Annotated in this window: 15 protein-coding genes; all 15 read right to left on the bottom strand. The window is 42.1% G+C overall.

Annotated features, from left to right (window positions below):
- Window position 1 precedes the first annotated feature (1 nt).
- Window positions 2-1,177 (bottom strand): sialidase family protein, encoded by a 1,176-nt coding sequence (locus EV579_RS13060; RefSeq protein WP_133744584.1) that lies wholly within the window; start codon window positions 1,175-1,177, stop codon window positions 2-4.
- Window positions 1,174-2,580 carry a sodium:solute symporter family protein gene (locus EV579_RS13055; RefSeq protein WP_133744583.1) on the bottom strand — a complete coding sequence of 469 codons (1,407 nt, stop codon included), beginning with the start codon at window positions 2,578-2,580 and terminating at the stop codon, window positions 1,174-1,176. The genes EV579_RS13060 and EV579_RS13055 overlap by 4 nt, the downstream gene beginning before the upstream one ends.
- Before the next feature lie 64 nt (window positions 2,581-2,644).
- Entirely contained in the window at window positions 2,645-3,817 is a 1,173-nt protein-coding gene (locus tag EV579_RS13050) for an iron-containing alcohol dehydrogenase (protein ID WP_133744582.1), read from the bottom strand.
- A gap of 7 nt (window positions 3,818-3,824) precedes the next feature.
- Window positions 3,825-4,724, bottom strand: a complete 900-nt coding sequence (gene dapA / locus EV579_RS13045; protein WP_133744581.1) for a 4-hydroxy-tetrahydrodipicolinate synthase — start codon at window positions 4,722-4,724, stop codon at window positions 3,825-3,827.
- 181 nt (window positions 4,725-4,905) lie between these two features.
- Window positions 4,906-6,192: a heme ABC transporter ATP-binding protein gene (locus EV579_RS13040; RefSeq protein ID WP_133744580.1), complete on the bottom strand. Its 1,287-nt coding sequence runs from the start codon at window positions 6,190-6,192 to the stop codon at window positions 4,906-4,908.
- Window positions 6,189-7,247: a FecCD family ABC transporter permease gene (locus tag EV579_RS13035; protein WP_024423440.1), complete on the bottom strand. Its 1,059-nt coding sequence runs from the start codon at window positions 7,245-7,247 to the stop codon at window positions 6,189-6,191. Before EV579_RS13035 ends, EV579_RS13040 begins: the two co-directional genes overlap by 4 nt.
- On the bottom strand, window positions 7,213-8,163 hold the full coding sequence (locus EV579_RS13030) for an ABC transporter substrate-binding protein (protein ID WP_024426031.1): 951 nt from the start codon (window positions 8,161-8,163) through the stop codon (window positions 7,213-7,215). The genes EV579_RS13035 and EV579_RS13030 overlap by 35 nt, the downstream gene beginning before the upstream one ends.
- Window positions 8,164-8,310: 147 nt before the next feature.
- On the bottom strand, window positions 8,311-9,726 hold the full coding sequence (locus EV579_RS13025; RefSeq protein ID WP_133744579.1) for a glycoside hydrolase family 28 protein: 1,416 nt from the start codon (window positions 9,724-9,726) through the stop codon (window positions 8,311-8,313).
- A 20-nt stretch (window positions 9,727-9,746) separates the two neighbouring features.
- Complete coding sequence (locus tag EV579_RS13020) at window positions 9,747-11,240, bottom strand: UxaA family hydrolase (RefSeq protein ID WP_044331324.1); 1,494 nt, start codon at window positions 11,238-11,240, stop codon at window positions 9,747-9,749.
- Window positions 11,237-12,694, bottom strand: coding sequence for a tagaturonate reductase (locus EV579_RS13015; RefSeq protein ID WP_044331326.1), 1,458 nt, complete (start codon window positions 12,692-12,694; stop codon window positions 11,237-11,239). The genes EV579_RS13020 and EV579_RS13015 overlap by 4 nt, the downstream gene beginning before the upstream one ends.
- 58 nt (window positions 12,695-12,752) lie before the next feature.
- Entirely contained in the window at window positions 12,753-13,763 is a 1,011-nt protein-coding gene (locus EV579_RS13010) for a LacI family DNA-binding transcriptional regulator (RefSeq protein ID WP_073207414.1), read from the bottom strand.
- Between the two features lie 66 nt (window positions 13,764-13,829).
- Entirely contained in the window at window positions 13,830-15,257 is a 1,428-nt protein-coding gene (uxaC, locus tag EV579_RS13005; protein WP_133744578.1) for a glucuronate isomerase, read from the bottom strand.
- A 135-nt stretch (window positions 15,258-15,392) separates the two neighbouring features.
- Entirely contained in the window at window positions 15,393-17,147 is a 1,755-nt protein-coding gene (locus EV579_RS13000) for a HAMP domain-containing sensor histidine kinase (RefSeq protein ID WP_133744577.1), read from the bottom strand.
- A gap of 3 nt (window positions 17,148-17,150) precedes the next feature.
- On the bottom strand, window positions 17,151-17,873 hold the full coding sequence (locus EV579_RS12995; protein WP_024423448.1) for a response regulator transcription factor: 723 nt from the start codon (window positions 17,871-17,873) through the stop codon (window positions 17,151-17,153).
- 174 nt (window positions 17,874-18,047) lie between these two features.
- A complete protein-coding gene (locus EV579_RS12990; protein WP_103131611.1) occupies window positions 18,048-18,863 on the bottom strand; it encodes an ABC transporter ATP-binding protein in 816 nt (271 codons plus the stop codon).
- Window positions 18,864-18,868 lie beyond the last annotated feature (5 nt).

Genomic DNA, 18,868 nt, shown 5'->3' with positions numbered 1-18,868 from the left:
GTTAAGAAGTGCGATTGACCCATTCTTCTGTCACACACACATATTTGATCGCCTGCCGATAATACGTAAACGCAATATGCAGCTTCCCGTCTTTTCCTTCCGTGATGGATGGATAAGAATACTCTCGATTTAGTTTATCCTTTGAATTGTTTGTCATCGCATATCCATCACCCACTTCAAGGTTACGTCTGATAGGCCATGTATTACCATTATCCTCAGAGAGCGCCAAAGTCATTGGTGCACGCGGTGTTCCCCAAAACGCTGGACGTGCTTCTGTATCAACCGCCGTGCGCGTATCGCCTTCATCCTCAATTTCATCGTATAAAGAAGCTCTTCTTTCTGTTTGCTCATCCGCATTGATATGATTATAGACAAGGGCAAAATGCCCATTTTGGAGCACTGTAAATTGAATGGATGAATTATTATTGGGCAGCTCCGTCGCCTTTGGCTCAGACCATGTCCGTCCATGATCGACGGAACGGCTGATATAAATCGAATCAGCAAACCGGCTTCTAAAGAGGGCTATGAGGGACCCGTCTGCACACTTTCCAATATTCATATGAACACAGCCCGTGCTGTTTGGTACAATGACCTCATCCCATGTCTTTCCTTGGTCGGATGAAATTTTCACAGCACTGACATCCCGGTTCCCTGTCCATTTGACGCCTGGAATGGTCTTACAATAGAAGACGGGCAGCAGCCAATCTTGATTATCCAGTACAACAATCGGCTGCCGTATAAACGTACCCGGCTGTTCAAACAAAGTATCAATCTCACCCCATGTCTCACCTCTATCCTCTGATAGCCGGTATCTCACGATGGCGGTATCTTGATTCCCAGCTAGCTGCGCGGTATACAGCAGCCACAGTCTGCCATTTTCCTCTTGAAACAGAACTGGATTTTGTTCAGAGCGTGCAGGATCGTTAGATAACTTCACTGCCTCTGTCCACTTGTTACTTCCCCGTTTGAGTCTCGACGTATAGATTGAGATATCAGGTATTCCCTCCTGCGTTCCACCAAACCAAACACATAATACATCTCCATTATCCAGCTCAAGTAAATTGGCCGCATGATTTTGCACACAGTCTGTTGGCAGAAAGGCTTCTTTTCTCTCTGTATCTTGTTCATTTTGTCGCAAAATTCCATCTATTTTCATCACAGTCTCTTCATTTGTCATGACAATTCTCCTTTCAATGATTGATCCTTTTTAGCAGGCGGACTGATAAGTCGATCGATTACCAACACAAGGAAAGGAATGATAATGGCAATGTACATATTATCGATACCGAACGGATTATCGAGTAAATACCAAACCGTCGTGGTAACACCTGAAGCAGCAAGGCCAATGGTCGCCCCTCTATTTGAATTAAAGTATGGCAAGTAAAAGCCCATTGCTGCTACAACGGCAATCGATGTTCGAAGCGCCCTTGTAAAAAAGGAAAGGGACAGCAGCTCCGGCGCAAGTGCCACTCCGACAAGAGGCACAATTCCAACGAGTACAGCCACATACCTCGTGATTTTCATTCTCTGCTCTGGTGTTGGATTCATTTTCGGTACATAAAAATCATCGATAATTAAGGTTGTCGTCGCAAGCGCGACCGTCGACACACCGACAAAGATGGATGCCACAAGCGATGTTGCCACAATGGCACTCAAAATTGGATTCATATGCTGTAAAAAGACAGGGAAGGCATAAATAGGATCAATGTCTGGATACAAATAATGTGCAGCTACACCGATCACACCAATCGCAACGGCGAGCGGCAAACAAAGCAGAGCTGCATAAAGTGTCGATTTCTTTGCCTCACGCTCACTTTTCGACGAGGTGATTGCTTGAATAATAAACTGCGTAGCAAAGATGGCGCCCATGTTTCCTATAAACCAAGCTCCAATTGTCCCCCAACCAATTGTCCCGTCCCATGTAAAGAAATGATCAGGCATCGTTTGTTTCATCGGTTCAAAGCCTTTTGTTAAATAAAGGGCTACCCCTAGTGTAATTAAAATTCCCGCATACTTCACGATCGAATGAAGGATCGTGACCCATGCTACCCCTTTCATTCCTCCGAATGTAAAATAAAATGTACTCACAACGGCCGTAATGATCGCACAGGTCATTAAAGGAAGCCCTAAAATGGATGCAATAGCAGCTGACCCACTTAAATAGTTTCCTAGATTCACAAGTAGTAATGCAGCAATCATAATAACAGAAACAACTAGCTTCGTTGATTTCCCAAACTTCTGATCGATAATACCTGAAATGGTGTACTGCCCTGTTCGATAAAACTTGCCTACTAAGAAAAATGAAAAGATAAAAAAGGCGATAGCGACGGTCACAATAGACCATGAAGCAGAAAGCCCATGCGTAAAGGCAAATTCTGCTGTTCCAACAGTGGATTTCGTTCCAATGAATTCACTCATGAGCAAAATACCGACTACAATGGCTGGAAGTGACTTAGCAGCATTGTTAAATTCTGAATTGGATTTACTGCGGAAACGCATCGTCAGCCAAGTGGTAAATAGTATATAGAGAATAATGACGATCAAAATAAATGTGATGACAGAACTGCTTAAGACATTCATTTAAAATCCCCCTTTGTGTGCAAGCCGTGTGAAGCAACTTCTCATGTCCCATCCCAATAAAGCATTAAGCGTCAAGCAGTTTCATGTATACCTGTTCAATTTCGGAAACAGACATTGGCTTTGGATTGTTGTCCATTAATCTCTTCACCTCTGAAGCTGCTTGAGCAAGTGCCGGTACATCCTCCTTCGACACGCCAAAAGCTTTGAGCTGCTGTGGAATGTGTAAATCCGCTGTCCATTCTTCAATTTGATGAATCACACGCTCTGCAAGATCCTGCTTTGTGTGAGCTCCCGCTAGTCCTATTACTCTTGCCACATGTTCAAGCCGATCAATGATATGATCTGCATTAAAAGCAGTGACATGCGGAAGCAGCATGGAATTAGCAACACCATGAGAAATCTTGTATTTCCCCCCTAATGGATAAGCCATGGCGTGAACAGCCGCAGTTCCGGCACTTGTGAGCGCCATTCCCCCATACATTGCACCAACAAGCATATTTTCTCTTGCCTTCATATGATCCCCGTGATGATACGCTTCCTGAATACTTCCTGAAATCAGCCGCATCGATTCCAAGGCAAACATGTCACTGAATGGATTGGCTTTATTTGAAATATAAGATTCAAGCGCATGCGTAAAAGCATCCATACCTGTAGCTGCGGTAATAGATTTCGGCAAGTTGAGAGTAAGTGCAGGATCTAAGATGACAAGGTCTGGCAAAAGATGCGGACTAACCATTCCAATTTTCAGTTCCTTTTCTGGAAAAGTCACAATTGCATTTGGTGTCACCTCAGATCCCGTACCAGAGGTTGTCGGAATTAGAATCGTCGGCACTCCCCTTTTTTCCACAAGGTTTGTGCCAACGAGAGCAGAAATCGGCTGATCGTTTGTCTTAAGAACAGCTAGAATTTTTGCAGCATCAAGGACACTCCCGCCACCAATGCCAATAATGGCGTCATGCTCTCCTTTTAAAAAGGTGTGGAATACGCCCTCGATATTTTCTTCTGTTGGTTCAGGTTTGATTTCTGTACTTATCTCACTTGCTATCCCCTTTTTCGCAAGTTCTCTTTTGATGTGATCTGCATAACCAAGTGATACGATAGATGGCTGCGTTAATATAAAAATGGATGTGAGTCCGCTAAGCCCTAAACTATCTAATTTCTCCCCAAGAAGGTCTAAAGAACCTGCGCCAGATACAATGTGTGATGCCGTCTGAAAGTGATAATGCGTGATCGTCATCTCTTCACTACTCCTTTGCCGCTTTTCCTTGTTTGCGATAGTGCTCAACCATTTGTGCCACAGCTTCCAATGCCTCGCCTGACAGCTCTTTTACAGGTCTTCTGGGCGGGCCAACCGGAATTCCATAAAGCTCTGCTGCCTTTTTCAAAGGTGCTGGTAATGTCCCTAAACCGAATGTTGCTCTTAATGGCTGCAGCTGCTTCTGGAAGTGCTCACTTTCGTCAAGCTTCCCTTTTTGAAAAGATTCATAGAGTCCAACGACAGTTTCAGGCAGTACATTTGCAGTTGCTGCGACCGCCCCTGCTCCGCCGAGTTTCAAGGTATCCAAAATGAGTGAGTCTGTACCTGCAAGGACAACAAAATCTTCATCTTTTGTGACATCCAAATATGCCTTGATATTTTCAATGTTTCCACTGCTATCTTTAATACCTAGCACATTCGGAAGTGCACTGAGCCGCGCAACCGTCTCTGGTGCTAGAGATACGCCTGTTCTCGATGGAATGTTATAAAGCAGAATCGGGATATTCACATTCTCAGATATGTGGCGAAAGTGCTCATACAGCTCTTCTTGGGTTGGTGCAACAAAATAAGGTGTAATGATAGACAGAACATCTACCCCTAGATCTGCCAGTTTATTTGACAGCCTGATGGTTGCCTCCGTACTATTTTCACCTGCTCCAATGAATACCGGCACTCGTCTGCCAACAGCATTCACGACAGTTTCAGCAATTTGAAGCTTTTCTTCCTCTGAAAACAGATGAAACTCTCCATTTGTGCCTAAAGCAAAGATGCCGTGTACACCTGAGTCGATCAAACGATTCACTATTTGCGTTGCCACTTCGGGATGAAAATGTTCTTCCTCAGTAAGCGGTGTCAAAATAGCTGGTATAATCCCTTGAATGTTCAAATGATCCTCCCTTTCTTATATGTTGTATTTTTAAACACATTATAAATTAAGCGCTTTCACATTATTTATTATAAAATTATTTTGATTTATTTAGCAACACTTTTTTTGATTTTTCACTATAATCTGTCCATATCTTATACAGCTGTTGATGTTTTCAACAAAAAAAGCGAACCATTTTGGTTCACTTTTGAATGTCTTTCAACGTATGAAGAAGCCCTTGCACCTTTTGTCCTAATCTTTCGTGTAAATGGTCAGCATCTTCCGTTTCTTGCGTATTTGGTGCAGCGATGCACAGATGATGGATCGGATAACTTGTTTCTTGCTTAATGATGTGCATAAGCTGCCCCATGAGCTGAACAACTGCGCCATCTGCTAAAGATCGTTTTAGGATAAGCCAAATGGTCAACGCTTCCTGCTGAAGCATGCCGTAAAGGATCATATCGTCTTCAGCGTCTTCTGCGGTAAATTGTGCTAATCTGTTAGCTTGCTCGAAAAACAGCATTTCTTCAGCTGACTCTAGCTGCTCATGAAGCGTCTTCGTCCCCGTTCCAATAGACCTTTTCCAAAAGAACCCGCCGTTTTTCTTATGTGAGGAAAGGATGCGAAGAGGCTGATTAATGGAAAACGTCATTCCTTCTGAACCATATGTCCTCCAACCATCCGCTATGTTTACAATTGATGCTTTAGAAAGGGCTGCAGGCTCAACCATCAGCTGAGGGTTTGCCCTAAATGGATGCTGGAGCGGTGTCACATTTGTTTCATACACACGGTTGATTCGTTCAGTGGTCAAGACGTGATGCGGCATTCCTAACATGTCAGTCTTTCCTTCATGAAGCAGCAGCAGCCGATCACAATATAAACTGGCGATGTTCACATCATGGAATACGCCAATGACCGTTAACCTAGAGGAAGCAGTTTCTTCTTTAATTAAATCAAGCAAATCTTTTTGATAGGCTAAATCAAGGAAACTCGTTGGTTCATCCAGCAATAAATATTCAGGCTGCTGCGCCAATGCCTGTGCTAAATACACCCGCTGCTGTTCTCCTCCGCTTAACTCATGGATGGATTGATTCTTAAACTGTGCAACACCCGTTTGTTCCATGACTTTGCTGACGACCTGTACATCTTCTTGCGTGACAGATTGCAGCCACCCTTTTTGATATGGATAACGACCGAATTGGACGGTTTCTTCCACCGTAAATGAAAAAGCTTGGTCCGTTTTCTGCGGCAGAACTGCCATCTTTTGCGCAAGCGCCTTTGGCTGATAGGATTGAATAAGGTGACCGCTGAGACGTACTTCACCGCTCATAGGTGCTAAAATCCCTGCCATCATTTTAAGAAGGGTCGTCTTACCGCTTCCGTTTGGACCGAGTATACCGAGAAATTCTCCTTGCTTTACTTCAAGATTAATGCCACGAATGACCTCTTTCTCTCCATATCCACCTCTGATTTCTTTCACTTGAATCATATGTGCGTCCCCCCTCTATATTTACGAATGAGGATGATGCCAAATACAGGTGCACCAATTAACGCAGTAATGATGCCAATCGGTAATTCAGTCGGCTCGATGATGGTACGGGATAACACATCTGCTAATACAAGAAAGGAAGCACCGTTCAGCATAGACAAAGGCAGCAGATGTCGATGGTCCGTGATAGTTAAGAGGCGGATAAAATGCGGAATCACAAGTCCTACAAAACCGATCGTCCCTGATACCGCTACTGCGCTTCCGGTCAGGATCGAGCCCGCCAGCAGCACAATATATTTGCTCCTTTTCACATGTACACCTAATAACTTTGCCTTCTCTTCGCCATACGTCATCACATTCAAATCTCGCCCCATCAACATTAACGCAAAGGTCCCAATAAGAAAGAAAGGAAGAAAAAGCACAATATAACGCCAACCCCTCATGGACACACTGCCAAGCAGCCAATGAATGATCTCTTTTAGATCATCACCTGTTAAAGCAATCATCAATGAAATGAGCGCACCCAAAAAAGAGCTAAAAATTACTCCTGTCAAAATTAAAGAAGAAATGCTCATCCCCCGATGAACAAGACGCGCAAAAAAGAGAACGAGACAGAGGGTCACAAGCGCTGTTGTCATACTGAATAATGGCAGTGTGAAACTACCAAAAAGCGGGAGCTGCAAGCTGAAAAACAGGGTCGCTACGGCTCCAACTGATGCCCCTTGAGATACCCCCAGCGTATAAGGGTCAGCAAGAGGATTTTTTAATAAACCTTGAAAAGCTGCACCAGATAACGCAAGTGCTGCTCCGACTAATGCCGCTAATATGACTCTTGGCAGCCGAATGTTCATCATAATATTGCGATCGATAGAATCAATGGTTCCAAACTGCACGCCGAATAGTTCATGAACAAATATACGAAGAATAGAAGGAATGGGAATCCCTAAGCTTCCAAAGGAGATTCCCATTCCAATGCTCATCACAAGAAGTAAAACACTTAGTGTATATGCGATGGTCAATTTATTTGAACGTATCAGGATAGACGTTTTTCGCAAGAGCCTCGACTCCTTCAACCAATCGCGGTCCCGGTCTTGATGCGAGATCCGTATTCAATTGAAAGACTTGTTTTTCTTTCACTGCTTTCATTGCATTCCAGCCGTCTCTTTTCTTCAAGTCAGCTAAGCTGGAACCATCAATTGTCACGATAACATCAGGATTTCGCTTGATGATCGATTCTTCTGTCATTTGCACCCACCCAGTTTGATCGCCTGCAGCATTTTTGGCATGGATAACAGAAAGCATTTCATCCATAAATGTATTTTTACCAGTTGTATAGATTTCAGGTGCACCTGACACTTCGACAAAGACTGTTTTTTGCTTGTCTTTCGAAATCCCCTCTGCTTGTTTCTTGATATCATTCAGCTTTGTTTTCATTTCGTCTACAAGCTTTGTTGATGCTTCTTTCACGCCAGCTGCTTCACCGATCATATTGATTGATTTGTACACATCCTTAAAGGACGTTGCATCATTTACAGTCAGCACTTGGATCCCTGCATCTTCAAGCTGTTTAAATCCATCTTTTGATCCCATCTGAGATGCATGTGCTAAGACAAGATCTGGCTTTAAGGAAATGACCTTCTCGACATTGAATTCAAGTCCGCCAATCTTCTCTACCTTTTCGACTTCCTTTGGATAATTGTCAAAGTCTGATCGTCCAACCATTTTATCTCCAAGACCGAGTGCATAAGCAACTTCCGTATTACTTGGAATTAACGAAACAATTCGTTTAGGCTGTTCTTTGATTTCAACTGTTTTGCCAGCTGCATCTTTTATTGATACTGGAAATGCCGCAGTGGCCGTTTCTTTATTTTGTGACCCTTTTGCTTTGTGATCTGTCTCAGCGCCTGCACATCCTGCTAAAACACCCATCACAAGCAATAACGATAGCCAAATAGCTGTTAACTTTTTCATGAGTGAACCCCCTGTTTATGTACTGCTTAACGAAATCTCTTTCGTCAATTCTTTTCTAATTTCGGGAATATTATACTACAGTGCAGATAGGTTGTATATGTGATTTCTAAAAGCATCTTTTCTGTTCCTAAAACAAAAAAACAGCCTCTAAAAAGACTGTTTTTCACTCTTCAATGAATTGATTTGTTCTCCATTGATGACGACTTTCTGAAAAGCAGGAGAAACGGCATGCTCTAAAGATAAGGGATACGCCACATCATCTATGACACAATCTTTCATTTTAAAATGTGTCACAGGAGAATGTGCGTATGCGGCTATTTTCACACCATATCGCCCGCCGCTGCTTTTGAGTCCTTCCACTTCAATATGACGTACAACAGGACGGTGCGGACCAGCATCTCCTTCCTCATACATCATGTCGATACAGACCACTTCATGCTTTAGACTTTTCACTGTATTGTTTTTAAAATAAATATGTTCAATGGTGCCGCCTCGGACAGAGTTGGTTTTAATACGTAGTGCCCTGTCAAGGTTCGGACTGTCCATGACATTATCTTCAGCATAAACATACTTTACCCCGCCAGAGATCTCGCTCCCGATCGTCACACCGCCATGTCCATCCCGCATCTCATTTCTACGAATAACGATGTTTTCAGATGGAATTCCTATTCTTCGTCCATCCTCGTTTCTGCCCGATTTGATAGCAATACAATCATCCCCGTTATCAAAATAACAATCTTCAATGAGTAGATTCCGGCAAGACTCCGGATTGACACCATCTGTGTTTGGTCCATGCCCAATGATTTTAACGCCGCGGACGATGACGTTATCACTTAACACAGGATGAATTTGCCACATCGGTGAATCCTTCACTGTCACTCCTTCGATTAGCACATGCTGACATTGGTATGGCTGAATAAAGCTTGACCTTAAATAATGACCTTCTCCAAATACCCTTTCTTCTACCGGTATTCTCTTTTCCGCCATTTCAAACAAAAGCTGGCGATCCCGATCCTGAGAGGGCTGGCCATTTGTCCCATACTTCCAAGGCCACCAATGATGCTCATCCCCTCTGCCATCAAGCGTTCCTGCTCCCGTAATAGCGATATTTTCTGCATGGTGTGCATAAATGAGAGGTGAATAATTATAAAGTTCAACCCCTTCATATCTTGTCAGTACAAGAGGCAAGTAATCCTTTGGGTCTTGGCTGAATGTCACATAGGCTTTCTCATGCAGATGAAGTTCTACATTGCTTTTCAATTCTAAAGCACCTGTCATAAATCTCCCTGCTGGGATCAGCACCCGCCCCCCTTTCAACCGGTGCGCATCATCAATGGCAGACTGAATAGCATTTGTTGAAAGCTCTTGCCCTTCCGCATCTGCTCCATAATGCACCACATTCAATTCACGATCTGGGAACTGCGGTGCTTTTATCTGCTTTAGCACTTGATCGATTCCGTTTGCTTTCTTATTTTTCTTCCCTTGCTTTGCTAAACGAGCAATTCCGACTCCAGTTAGTACCGTTCCTGCTGTGATATACATCAAATCCCATTTTTTAGACACTTCCTCATCCCCCAGTCGACTTAGAGTGTGACACCTGTTTTGAAAATAGCCAGCTCTCTAAAATTGTTTTTTTCATGATTTAGCAGCTTCCCGCTCGCCACATCAATGACAGTTGAAATGAATTTTTCTAATACAATATCTTCCGGTACATCTTCAAGCAGTTCTCCAGCATTAAAGTCAATCCAGTGCTTTTTTGTTTCATATAAGGCTGTGTTGGTTGAGATCTTCATTGTTGGCACAAACGTACCAAATGGTGTCCCCCGGCCTGTTGTAAACAGGACCATTTGACAACCGGAAGCAGCCAGTGCAGATGAAGCAACCAAATCATTACCAGGTGCACTTAATAGGTTCAATCCCTTTTGTTTCAGCAGCTCTCCATATTTCAATACATCTTTAATATCAGAAGTACCTGCTTTTTGTGTACAGCCAAGAGATTTATCCTCTAATGTCGAAATTCCACCTGCTTTATTTCCCGGGGAAGGATTTTCATATACCGGCTGGCGATGATCCATGAAGTATTGTTTAAAGTCATTGATCATTTGCACAATATTGTCGAAAGTCTTTTCTGATTCCGCTCTCTCCATTAAAATCGTTTCAGCACCAAACATTTCGGGCACTTCTGTTAACACTGTCGTGCCGCCTTGAGCAACAATAAAATCGGACAGTCTGCCTAAAAGCGGATTTGCGGTAATACCAGAGAATCCATCTGATCCTCCGCACTTCAAGCCAATTTTCAGCTCAGATAACGGAATGTCTTCACGATGATCTTCTTTCGCCGCATCATAAATTTCCTTGAGTAAAGCGACTCCCGTTTCTATCTCATCTCCTACTTCTTGGCTTCTTAAAAATTTCACTCTCGTACGGTCATATTCACCTAAAGTGGACTGAAAATCCTCAATGTCATTGTTTTCACAGCCAAGTCCAAGAACGAGTACTCCTCCAGCGTTAGGGTGCTTCACCGCATTTTGTAAAATGATTTTGGTATTTTCATGATCGTCCCCAAGCTGTGAGCATCCATAATTGTGCTTTAATACGAGGGCTGTTTCAAAAGGATGGATGTTTCCACCCATTTCAGCGGTGAATATTTGGATCATTTGATCGGCGATACCATTTACGCATCCAACGGTAGGAACAATCCAAAGCTCATTGCGGATTCCGCTTCCGCCATTTTTTCGTTTATATCCTTTAAATGTAAGATTCGTTTTTTCATATGGGTTTTCTGATAATGAAGGCTGGTATTCGTATTCTAGCTTGCCAGATAGATTGGTTTTGATATTATGCGTATGCACCCATTCTCCAGCAGAAATGGCAGTCACTGCATGACCAATGGGATAGCCATATTTGATAATATTCTCTCTTTGCTTGATTTCAGCCAATGCAAACTTATGACCTTTGACGACGGCCTCTTTTAAGATAATCGTATGTCCTTGATGCTGCAGCTCCTCCCCTTGCTCAAGCTCTTTTAAAGCAATACCGACATTATCTGAAGGGTGGATGACAATAAAGTCTTTCATGCTTTCTCCCCCTGACTTTCATATTGATGAAGCATCATTCGATGAACAGCTGCTCTCATCCCATGCGTCTGTATGAGGGTAAGCTGATCAGCTACAGCTTGACTCAATCCATTTATATCTGTTAAATCTCTGCCCCATAATGACTCGCATGAAAGAATTTTCGCTGCAACTCCTTCATTAGAATGGTTTTCCTCTTCCCATGCTTCCTTCATGAGCGTTAGCACAGTTTCATCATCCTTTACCCTTCCTGCATGTGCTTTGTAGAAATAAATGAGACTGCTAAGTGAAAACACAAGTTTCATTGGCAGCTGTTTCTTTCGTTCAACATAATCAAGCAATGACGGAAGATTACGGGTTCGGAATTTGGATACCCCATTCAGTGCAATATCCAGCAATTGATGCTTTACAAATGGATTGCAAAAACGATCCCAAACGGATTGTGTATAAAGAAGAAGCTCATCTTCAGGGAGTTCAAGCCCTGGAAGTACTTCCTCCTCCAGCATACGCCGGACGAACGGACCAACATGCTCATCATCCACAGCTTCTTTTACAGTTTCTAAACCGCATGAGTAAGCAATCGGCACCATCGCTGTATGTGCACCATTTAAGATTCGTACCTTGCTCATACGATAAGGCGCAATATCCTCTACAAAAAGTACATTTAATCCTGCTTCTTGAAAGGGGAGCTCCTTTTGTACAAAGGGAGGCGCTTCAATGACAAAAAGATGATAATATTCTGCCGTGACAAGCAATTCGTCGATATACCCTTCCTCCTTTTGTACAATTTCAGCCGCTTCCTTAGAGAATCCAGGGACAATCCGGTCCACAAGTGTATTACAAAACGTGTTGGCTTCCTTAATCCATGTAATAAACGCAGGCGGCAGTTCCCACTCATCTGCCATACTGATCACATATTCCTTCAATCGATCACCATTTTGTTCAACCAATTCACAAGGCAGAATGATCAGTCCTTTCTGCTCATCTCCAGCAAATGCTTTAAACCGGTGATACAAGAACGCTGTCAGCTTTCCTGGAAAACTGGCTTGCGGCCGATCCTCCAAACGATCCTCTTTTCTAAACACAAGTCCTGCCTCTGTCGTGTTTGAGAAGACAAAGCGAAGATTCGGGTTTTCCGCTACGTGTAAAAACTCCTCGTAATCCGTATACGTACTAATTCCTCTGCTAATCGATTGGATGATCATACGTTCATTCATTTCTTGCTGGTCATGATATCCCTGAATACATAATGTGTACAAGCCATCTTGTTCATTTAAGGCTGCTACCGATCCTTTTCGGGGAGGTACAACAACCGCTCTTCCTTTAAAATCTGTGCAGTCGTTCAGCTTCTGGATGTGCCAATTGATAAATCCTCGCATAAAATTTCCTTCGCCAATCTGCAAAATCGTTTCCGGATACTCAGCCGCCGGGTATATGGCTTTTGATAATCGTTTCAAATGGATTCCCCTCTCCAAGAAATATGCACACGTGAACATTTCTTTAAGAAGGTGCTGATTACTGCACCTTTTTAACTGAATCTCTGATCATCAGCTCTGTGTGGACATACACTTTTTCCATATGATCCTCTTCTTGCTCTTCACCGTTTATTACTGAAAGGATAGCTTCTGCTCCAAGTGCACACATTTTTTCAATCGGTTTTTTCACCGTTGTCAATGCAGGTGTAGTATAGGACGAAAAAGCAATATCATCAAATCCAATAATAGAAATATCACCTGGACACGTTTTGCCTTTTGCAAATAATGCATTCATTGCACCAATCGCCATGTCATCGTTTGAGCAAAAGAGCGCTGTTGGCGGTTCATCAAGGGCCAGCAGCGATTCCATTGATTCATAGCCGCTTTTCATATGATAATCGCCTTTCATCATATATTCTTTCTTCATAGGTATTTGGTGATCAATTAGCGCTTGCAGGAAACCAGCTTTTCTTTCTTGAGTTGATTTAAAGCCTTCTTTCCCTTCAATGATGGCGATTTGTTCATGACCTTGCTGAATGAAATGGTGTGCAGCCTGGTAAGCTCCTTGACTATCATCTGCTAATATATTCATAACCTCATGACTTTCTACACGGCGATTCAGCACAATGATGGGTATGCCCTGTTTTTTCACATGATGAATAAATGCTTCATCGTGTTCGCTTTGACTCATGAGCAAAATGCCATCGTAGCGTTGTTTATGAATGGTTGTGTAATCGTGAAAGTCGTCAATTCCTCTTACAAAGAGATTATAATGCTCTGTCATGACGCTATTGACACCTTTTAACGCATCCACAAAGAAGCTTGAAGATGTGCCTTCTGTTAAACTCGTAAAAAACAGACCAATTGTGAATGATTTTTGTGATACTAGGCCTCTCGCATGGACATTCGGTGAATAATTCAGCTGTTTTGCAATCGACAAAATCTTTTGTTTTGTCTTCTCTTTAATAAAAGGACTGTTATTCAAAGCCCTTGATACCGTGGTATGAGAGACGTTTGCCAATTTTGCTATGTCTTTAATTGTGACTGTCATGCTATTCCGCCTTTTATGATTTTTTACCATCTTATCATAAAACCGCTTTCATTTTCTTCATGTCATTCAGTTTGGATGCTGGAGCTGCTTTGCCCGGTCAAATTGAAAATACTGCCTGGCATTTTTATAGCTGATTCCTTTCACGATTCCCCCTAACAGTTCAAGATCATAAGGGGCTTCTCCTTTTTCTACCCAATCTCCGATGATATCGCATAGCAGTCTTCGAAAATATTCATGCCTTGTATACGACAAAAAGCTTCGTGAATCTGTCAGCATCCCAATGAAACGGCTGATCAGTCCAATACTGGATAGTGCCATCATCTGCTCTGTCATCCCTTGTTTCGTATCATTAAACCACCAAGCTGTGCCGTGCTGGATCTTCCCAGGTGTCGTCCCGTCTTGAAAGCTTCCAGCCAATGTGGAAATCACAACATTGTCCCGAGGATTCAAGGAATAGAGAATGGTTTTTGGCAGTGCCTGTTCTTGTTCTAAACGGTCTAATATTCTGCAAAGCGGCTTGGCAATGTCTTCATCATTCATCGCATCATACCCTGTATCTGGCCCAAGCCGCTCAAACATTTTCGTATTGTTGTTCCTAAGCGCATTGATATGCAGCTGCATTGCCCAGCCCCGCTCATAGTAAGCCTGACCTAGCTGAATGAAAGTTTGTGTTTTAAATTTGATCTTCTCTTTTTCCGTCAATGAATGACCAGACATTCTTTTATGAAAGATGGCTTCCACTTCTTCTTCCGTCGTTTCTTCAAACGTCATTTCGTTAATAGCATGATCTGAGATCAAGCAGCCTTGTTCATGGAAAAAATCAATTCTTGCGAGGAGAGCTGTCAAAAAGTCTTGATAGGATTGTATTGAAGTAGATGAAGCCTCTGCCAGTTCGTGAACATACACTGTAAATAGGTGATTCGTTATATCTAGAGCCTTGTCAGGCCGAAATCCGGGCAGTACTTGCACAGTGAATCCTTCTTCCCGCAGTTTTTGATGATAACAAAGCGAATCGACTGGATCATCTGTTGTCACGACTGTTTCAACGTTCGATTTCAGAATGAAGTCTCTTGCACCAAAACCCTCTCCTTGCAGCTTTTCATTTACTTTTTGCCAGATGATGTGTGCGGTTTTTTCGTTTAAAAGTTCTTCAACTCCAAAATATCGTCTCAGCTCTAAATGAGTCCAGTGATAGAGCGGGTTACCAATGGTCATGGGAACAGTCTTCGCCCACGCCAGAAATTTCTCATAGTCTGAGGCATCCCCTGTGATGTGCGATTCGGGTATGCCATTTGCTCTCATGGCACGCCATTTATAATGATCTCCGTAAAGCCATGCTTCGGTGATATTATGGAAGGTTTTATTCTCATAGATTTCTTTGGGGCTTAAATGACAATGGTAATCTATAATTGGAAGGTCCTTTGCAAACTCATGGTATAGCTTTTCCGCCGTTTGACTGTTGAGTAAAAAATGCTCATCTAAAAAGGCTTTCATCAAACTCCCCCATCTCTCTTATAGATAAAATCGATTTGTTCACGTTAACAATTTTATTGTAATCGTTTACAAAATTGATTTCAATCCTAAAACAGGAAAAAACGATCTCCTTTAGAAAAGAAAATCGTTTTTTGGCTATTTTACAGGTGATGATTTTTTTAGGATAATCGCAATAGTTGTTCCAATGCCTAGTTCACTTTCAACTTGAATATCACCGTCATGCAGCAAGACGAGCTCTTTTGCTATCGCAAGCCCGAGACCTGTTCCGTTCGTTGGATCGTTTGTATTTGTCCCTCTGTAATAGCGGTTAAATAGGTGATCCACCGTTTCCTGTGCCATTCCGCGGCCATTGTCTTTCATTTCGATTCGAACTTCTTCATTTGTTTCAGATAAAACAGCTGTAATATGTGTGCCTTTTTCGTTATGCTTCACTGCATTCGCCAGCAGGTTCTCAATCACTCGTCTGAACCATGCTTTATCGATCTCAAATATGACACCATCTGTTTGATCTTCAAAGGAGGATGGATAATCCTCAGAAAAAGAGCTTCTTGAAAACTCGTCCATAATGGAAGCTAAAAATTCACTGAGTTCAACCGGTTTCCGATTAATAGGCAGGGCACCATTCTTCAATCGGTACGTGAGGTTTAAATCCTCAATCAGTGTCGACATGTATTCTGATTTCTCACGAATCACCTGTCCCATTTCCATGACTTCTTCCTTGGACCATTGATATTGATCGGATTCAAGCATGAGTCCATAGCCGTAAATCGTACTTAGAGGCGTTTTCAAATCATGAGACAATCCTGCAATCCATTCTTCCCTTGTGGTTTGAATTTTTCTTCGGTTTGCTTCATTCTCTTTTAATGTAAGTGTAAGCTGCTCCATTGTTTTTAGGATATCCTCAAATAATCGGTATTCCCGCTTAATACGGCCTTTTTTATTTTTACTGACTGGAATTCCCTTTCTATTTGTTGGTTCCTGCAATTTATTTTTTGATAAGAAAATCAGCCAGCGAATAATGTGATAAATTGGCAGCCCATAACGATACGAATACCATAATGTCATGACAATAATAATAGTAAGTGCAAGACCTGCAATTAAGATGGTTGTATATTGATTTAAAGCGTCTCTCTCTTTATCGTAAAGCTCGTCCGGGCTGTATACTTTATTTGGTACCGAAACAATAATATACAGGTTTTTATTCACTTTCATATAAGACAGATCACTTCTAAACTCCCAAGGCTTCGATTGATACTTGAGCAGTTCAACATCTGTTACGTTATGTTTCAAATCGGTGTTGGCTCGAATGCCTTTTAAATATTTTCCTTCGTCATTGAACAAATGAACCGATCCATTCATTCTCTTCAAGAATTCTTTCGTTTCAACCGAATATTGAGATAATGCAGCCAAATTTTTCTCGTGCTGTTTCAGATAATTGGCTACCTTCGTGCTGTTCGTTTTGAACCCATATAACACAGTAAAACTTTCTTGATCAATCTCAATTGGCCAGAAGTACATCTTGTAATCTTTAAATTGTCTTTTTTCAAAGATCTTGATCATTTCATCCTTTTGATAAGACGTTGGAATTGATTTAGGGCGGTGATAGCTATAAACGGTATTCTTCTTTGAATCAATCACTTGCAGCCAGCCGTCTCTTTTTTCCACTGCTTGCTTGAGCTGATCGTCGGCTTCCATTTTTCCATCCTCGTTAAAATAAAGCCAGCTCATGAGTGTATCTCCATCAGCTTTTGTTAAACCAGTTTCGGTCATGTTCTCATAGTATTTATTTAAATATAAGTTCTCAGAGAACGTATTCCCGATCGTCAGAATGGCAATCACAATAAACATTTGTCCGACAAAGTGAAAGAAAAGTTTTGCTCGTAAATTCATAAATTATTGAAGGACCTTTGCAGGGTGCGGTATAAATTTATATCCCATACCACGGATCGTCACAATATATTCTGGCTGACTCGGATCTAATTCAATCTTTTCTCTCAGCTTTCGAATATGAACCATGACAGTGTTGTTATCACCATATGATGGGACGCCCCATACTTTCTCATAGATTTGATCTTTTGAGAGTACCACATTCGGATGGTCACAAAAGTACTTCAGCAAAGAAAGAAGCTGAGCAGAACATGCCGTCACCTCTCCTCTTACTTTCAATTCGGCTGCATGAGGATGATAGGAGAAATGGGCATAATGATATTGGCTTTGAGTGTCTTCTTGCTCCTCCTGTAAGGAGATATATGTTCGATTTAGGTGAGCCTTAATTCTAGCCACTAGCTCAAGCGGGTTAAATGGCTTCGTGATGTAATCATCTGCCCCCTGTGCAAAGCCCGTCAGTTTATCGACATCAGACGTTCTTGCAGTTAAATAGAAAATAGGCACTTTCGTTAACTTTCTGATTTCAGGCAGAACGTCAAAACCAGACTTACCGGGCATCATTACATCTAGAAGTAAGAGGTGGATGTCCTCGTTTTTGACAATATCTAATGCTTCATCTGCATGGTAGGCTTTATAAATATGCTTGAATCCTTCTTTTTTTAATACGCGTTCAACCATTTTCACAATTGCTTCTTCGTCATCTGCAATCAATATTTTTGCTGTTTCCACGCATCTCTTTCCTTTCTAGCATGATCTCTAACCGTATATTACCATTGTCTAAAGTAAAAAAGTACCTCTTTTCTGCATAAAAGCGAAAAAATATCAACTGGAGAAAATGGAAGGACTAGGAAGTTTCAAACATGCAAAAAAACCCGGCAGCTGCACCGGGTTCCTATACATCTATTATCCATTCACAGCTTCTAGCTTTCGTTCATGATTCATTAAGTCATATGTTAAACAGATCGGCTTATTCGTTCTAGGATCAAGCACAATTTCTGCATCAATATGGAATACCCGACTGAGTACATCTTTGGTCATGACCTCATGAGGCGTACCATCTTTTATGACTTTCCCTTGATTGAGGGCAATCATGTAATGTGAAAAACGCGCCGCATGATTCAAATCATGGATGACCATCAACACAGTTCGGCCCTGCTCCCTATTTAAGCGTTCTAACAGCTGAAGAATCTCGAGCTGATGTGCAAGATCCAAATACGTCGTAGGTTCATCTAATAGGAGCAGCTCTGTTTCTTGGGCAAGTGCCATCGCAATCCATACACGCTGACGCTGTCCGCCGGAAAGTGCTTCAATTGGCCGATCATGAAAAGCAATCATTCCCGTTTCCTCAAGTGCCCACCTAATGATTCGTTTATCTTCATTTGATAAGCGGCCAAACCCATTTTGATGCGGGAAACGTCCATATGACACGAGCTCATACACTGTCAATCCACTTGGTGCTTCGGGCGTTTGCGGTAAGATCGCCATTTGTTTTGAAATTTCTTTTGTCGGCGTCTCATGGATAGCCTTGCCATTTAAGTAAACAGCTCCTCGATTGGATTTCATTATACGAGACATCGTTTTTAAAATGGTTGATTTCCCGCAGCCATTCGGTCCAATCAGTGTTGTCACCTTGCCTTTTGGGATACTGACATTCAAATCTTCTACAATCAAACGGTCTTGATAACCGATACAAAGCTTTTTTGTTTCGAGTGATTTCATATGTT

It is taken from the genome of Bacillus sp. BK450 (genome assembly GCF_004364885.1).
Taxonomy (GTDB): Bacteria; Bacillota; Bacilli; order Bacillales; family Bacillaceae; genus Bacillus; species Bacillus safensis.
This window is presented reverse-complemented; position numbering and strand designations above follow the sequence as displayed.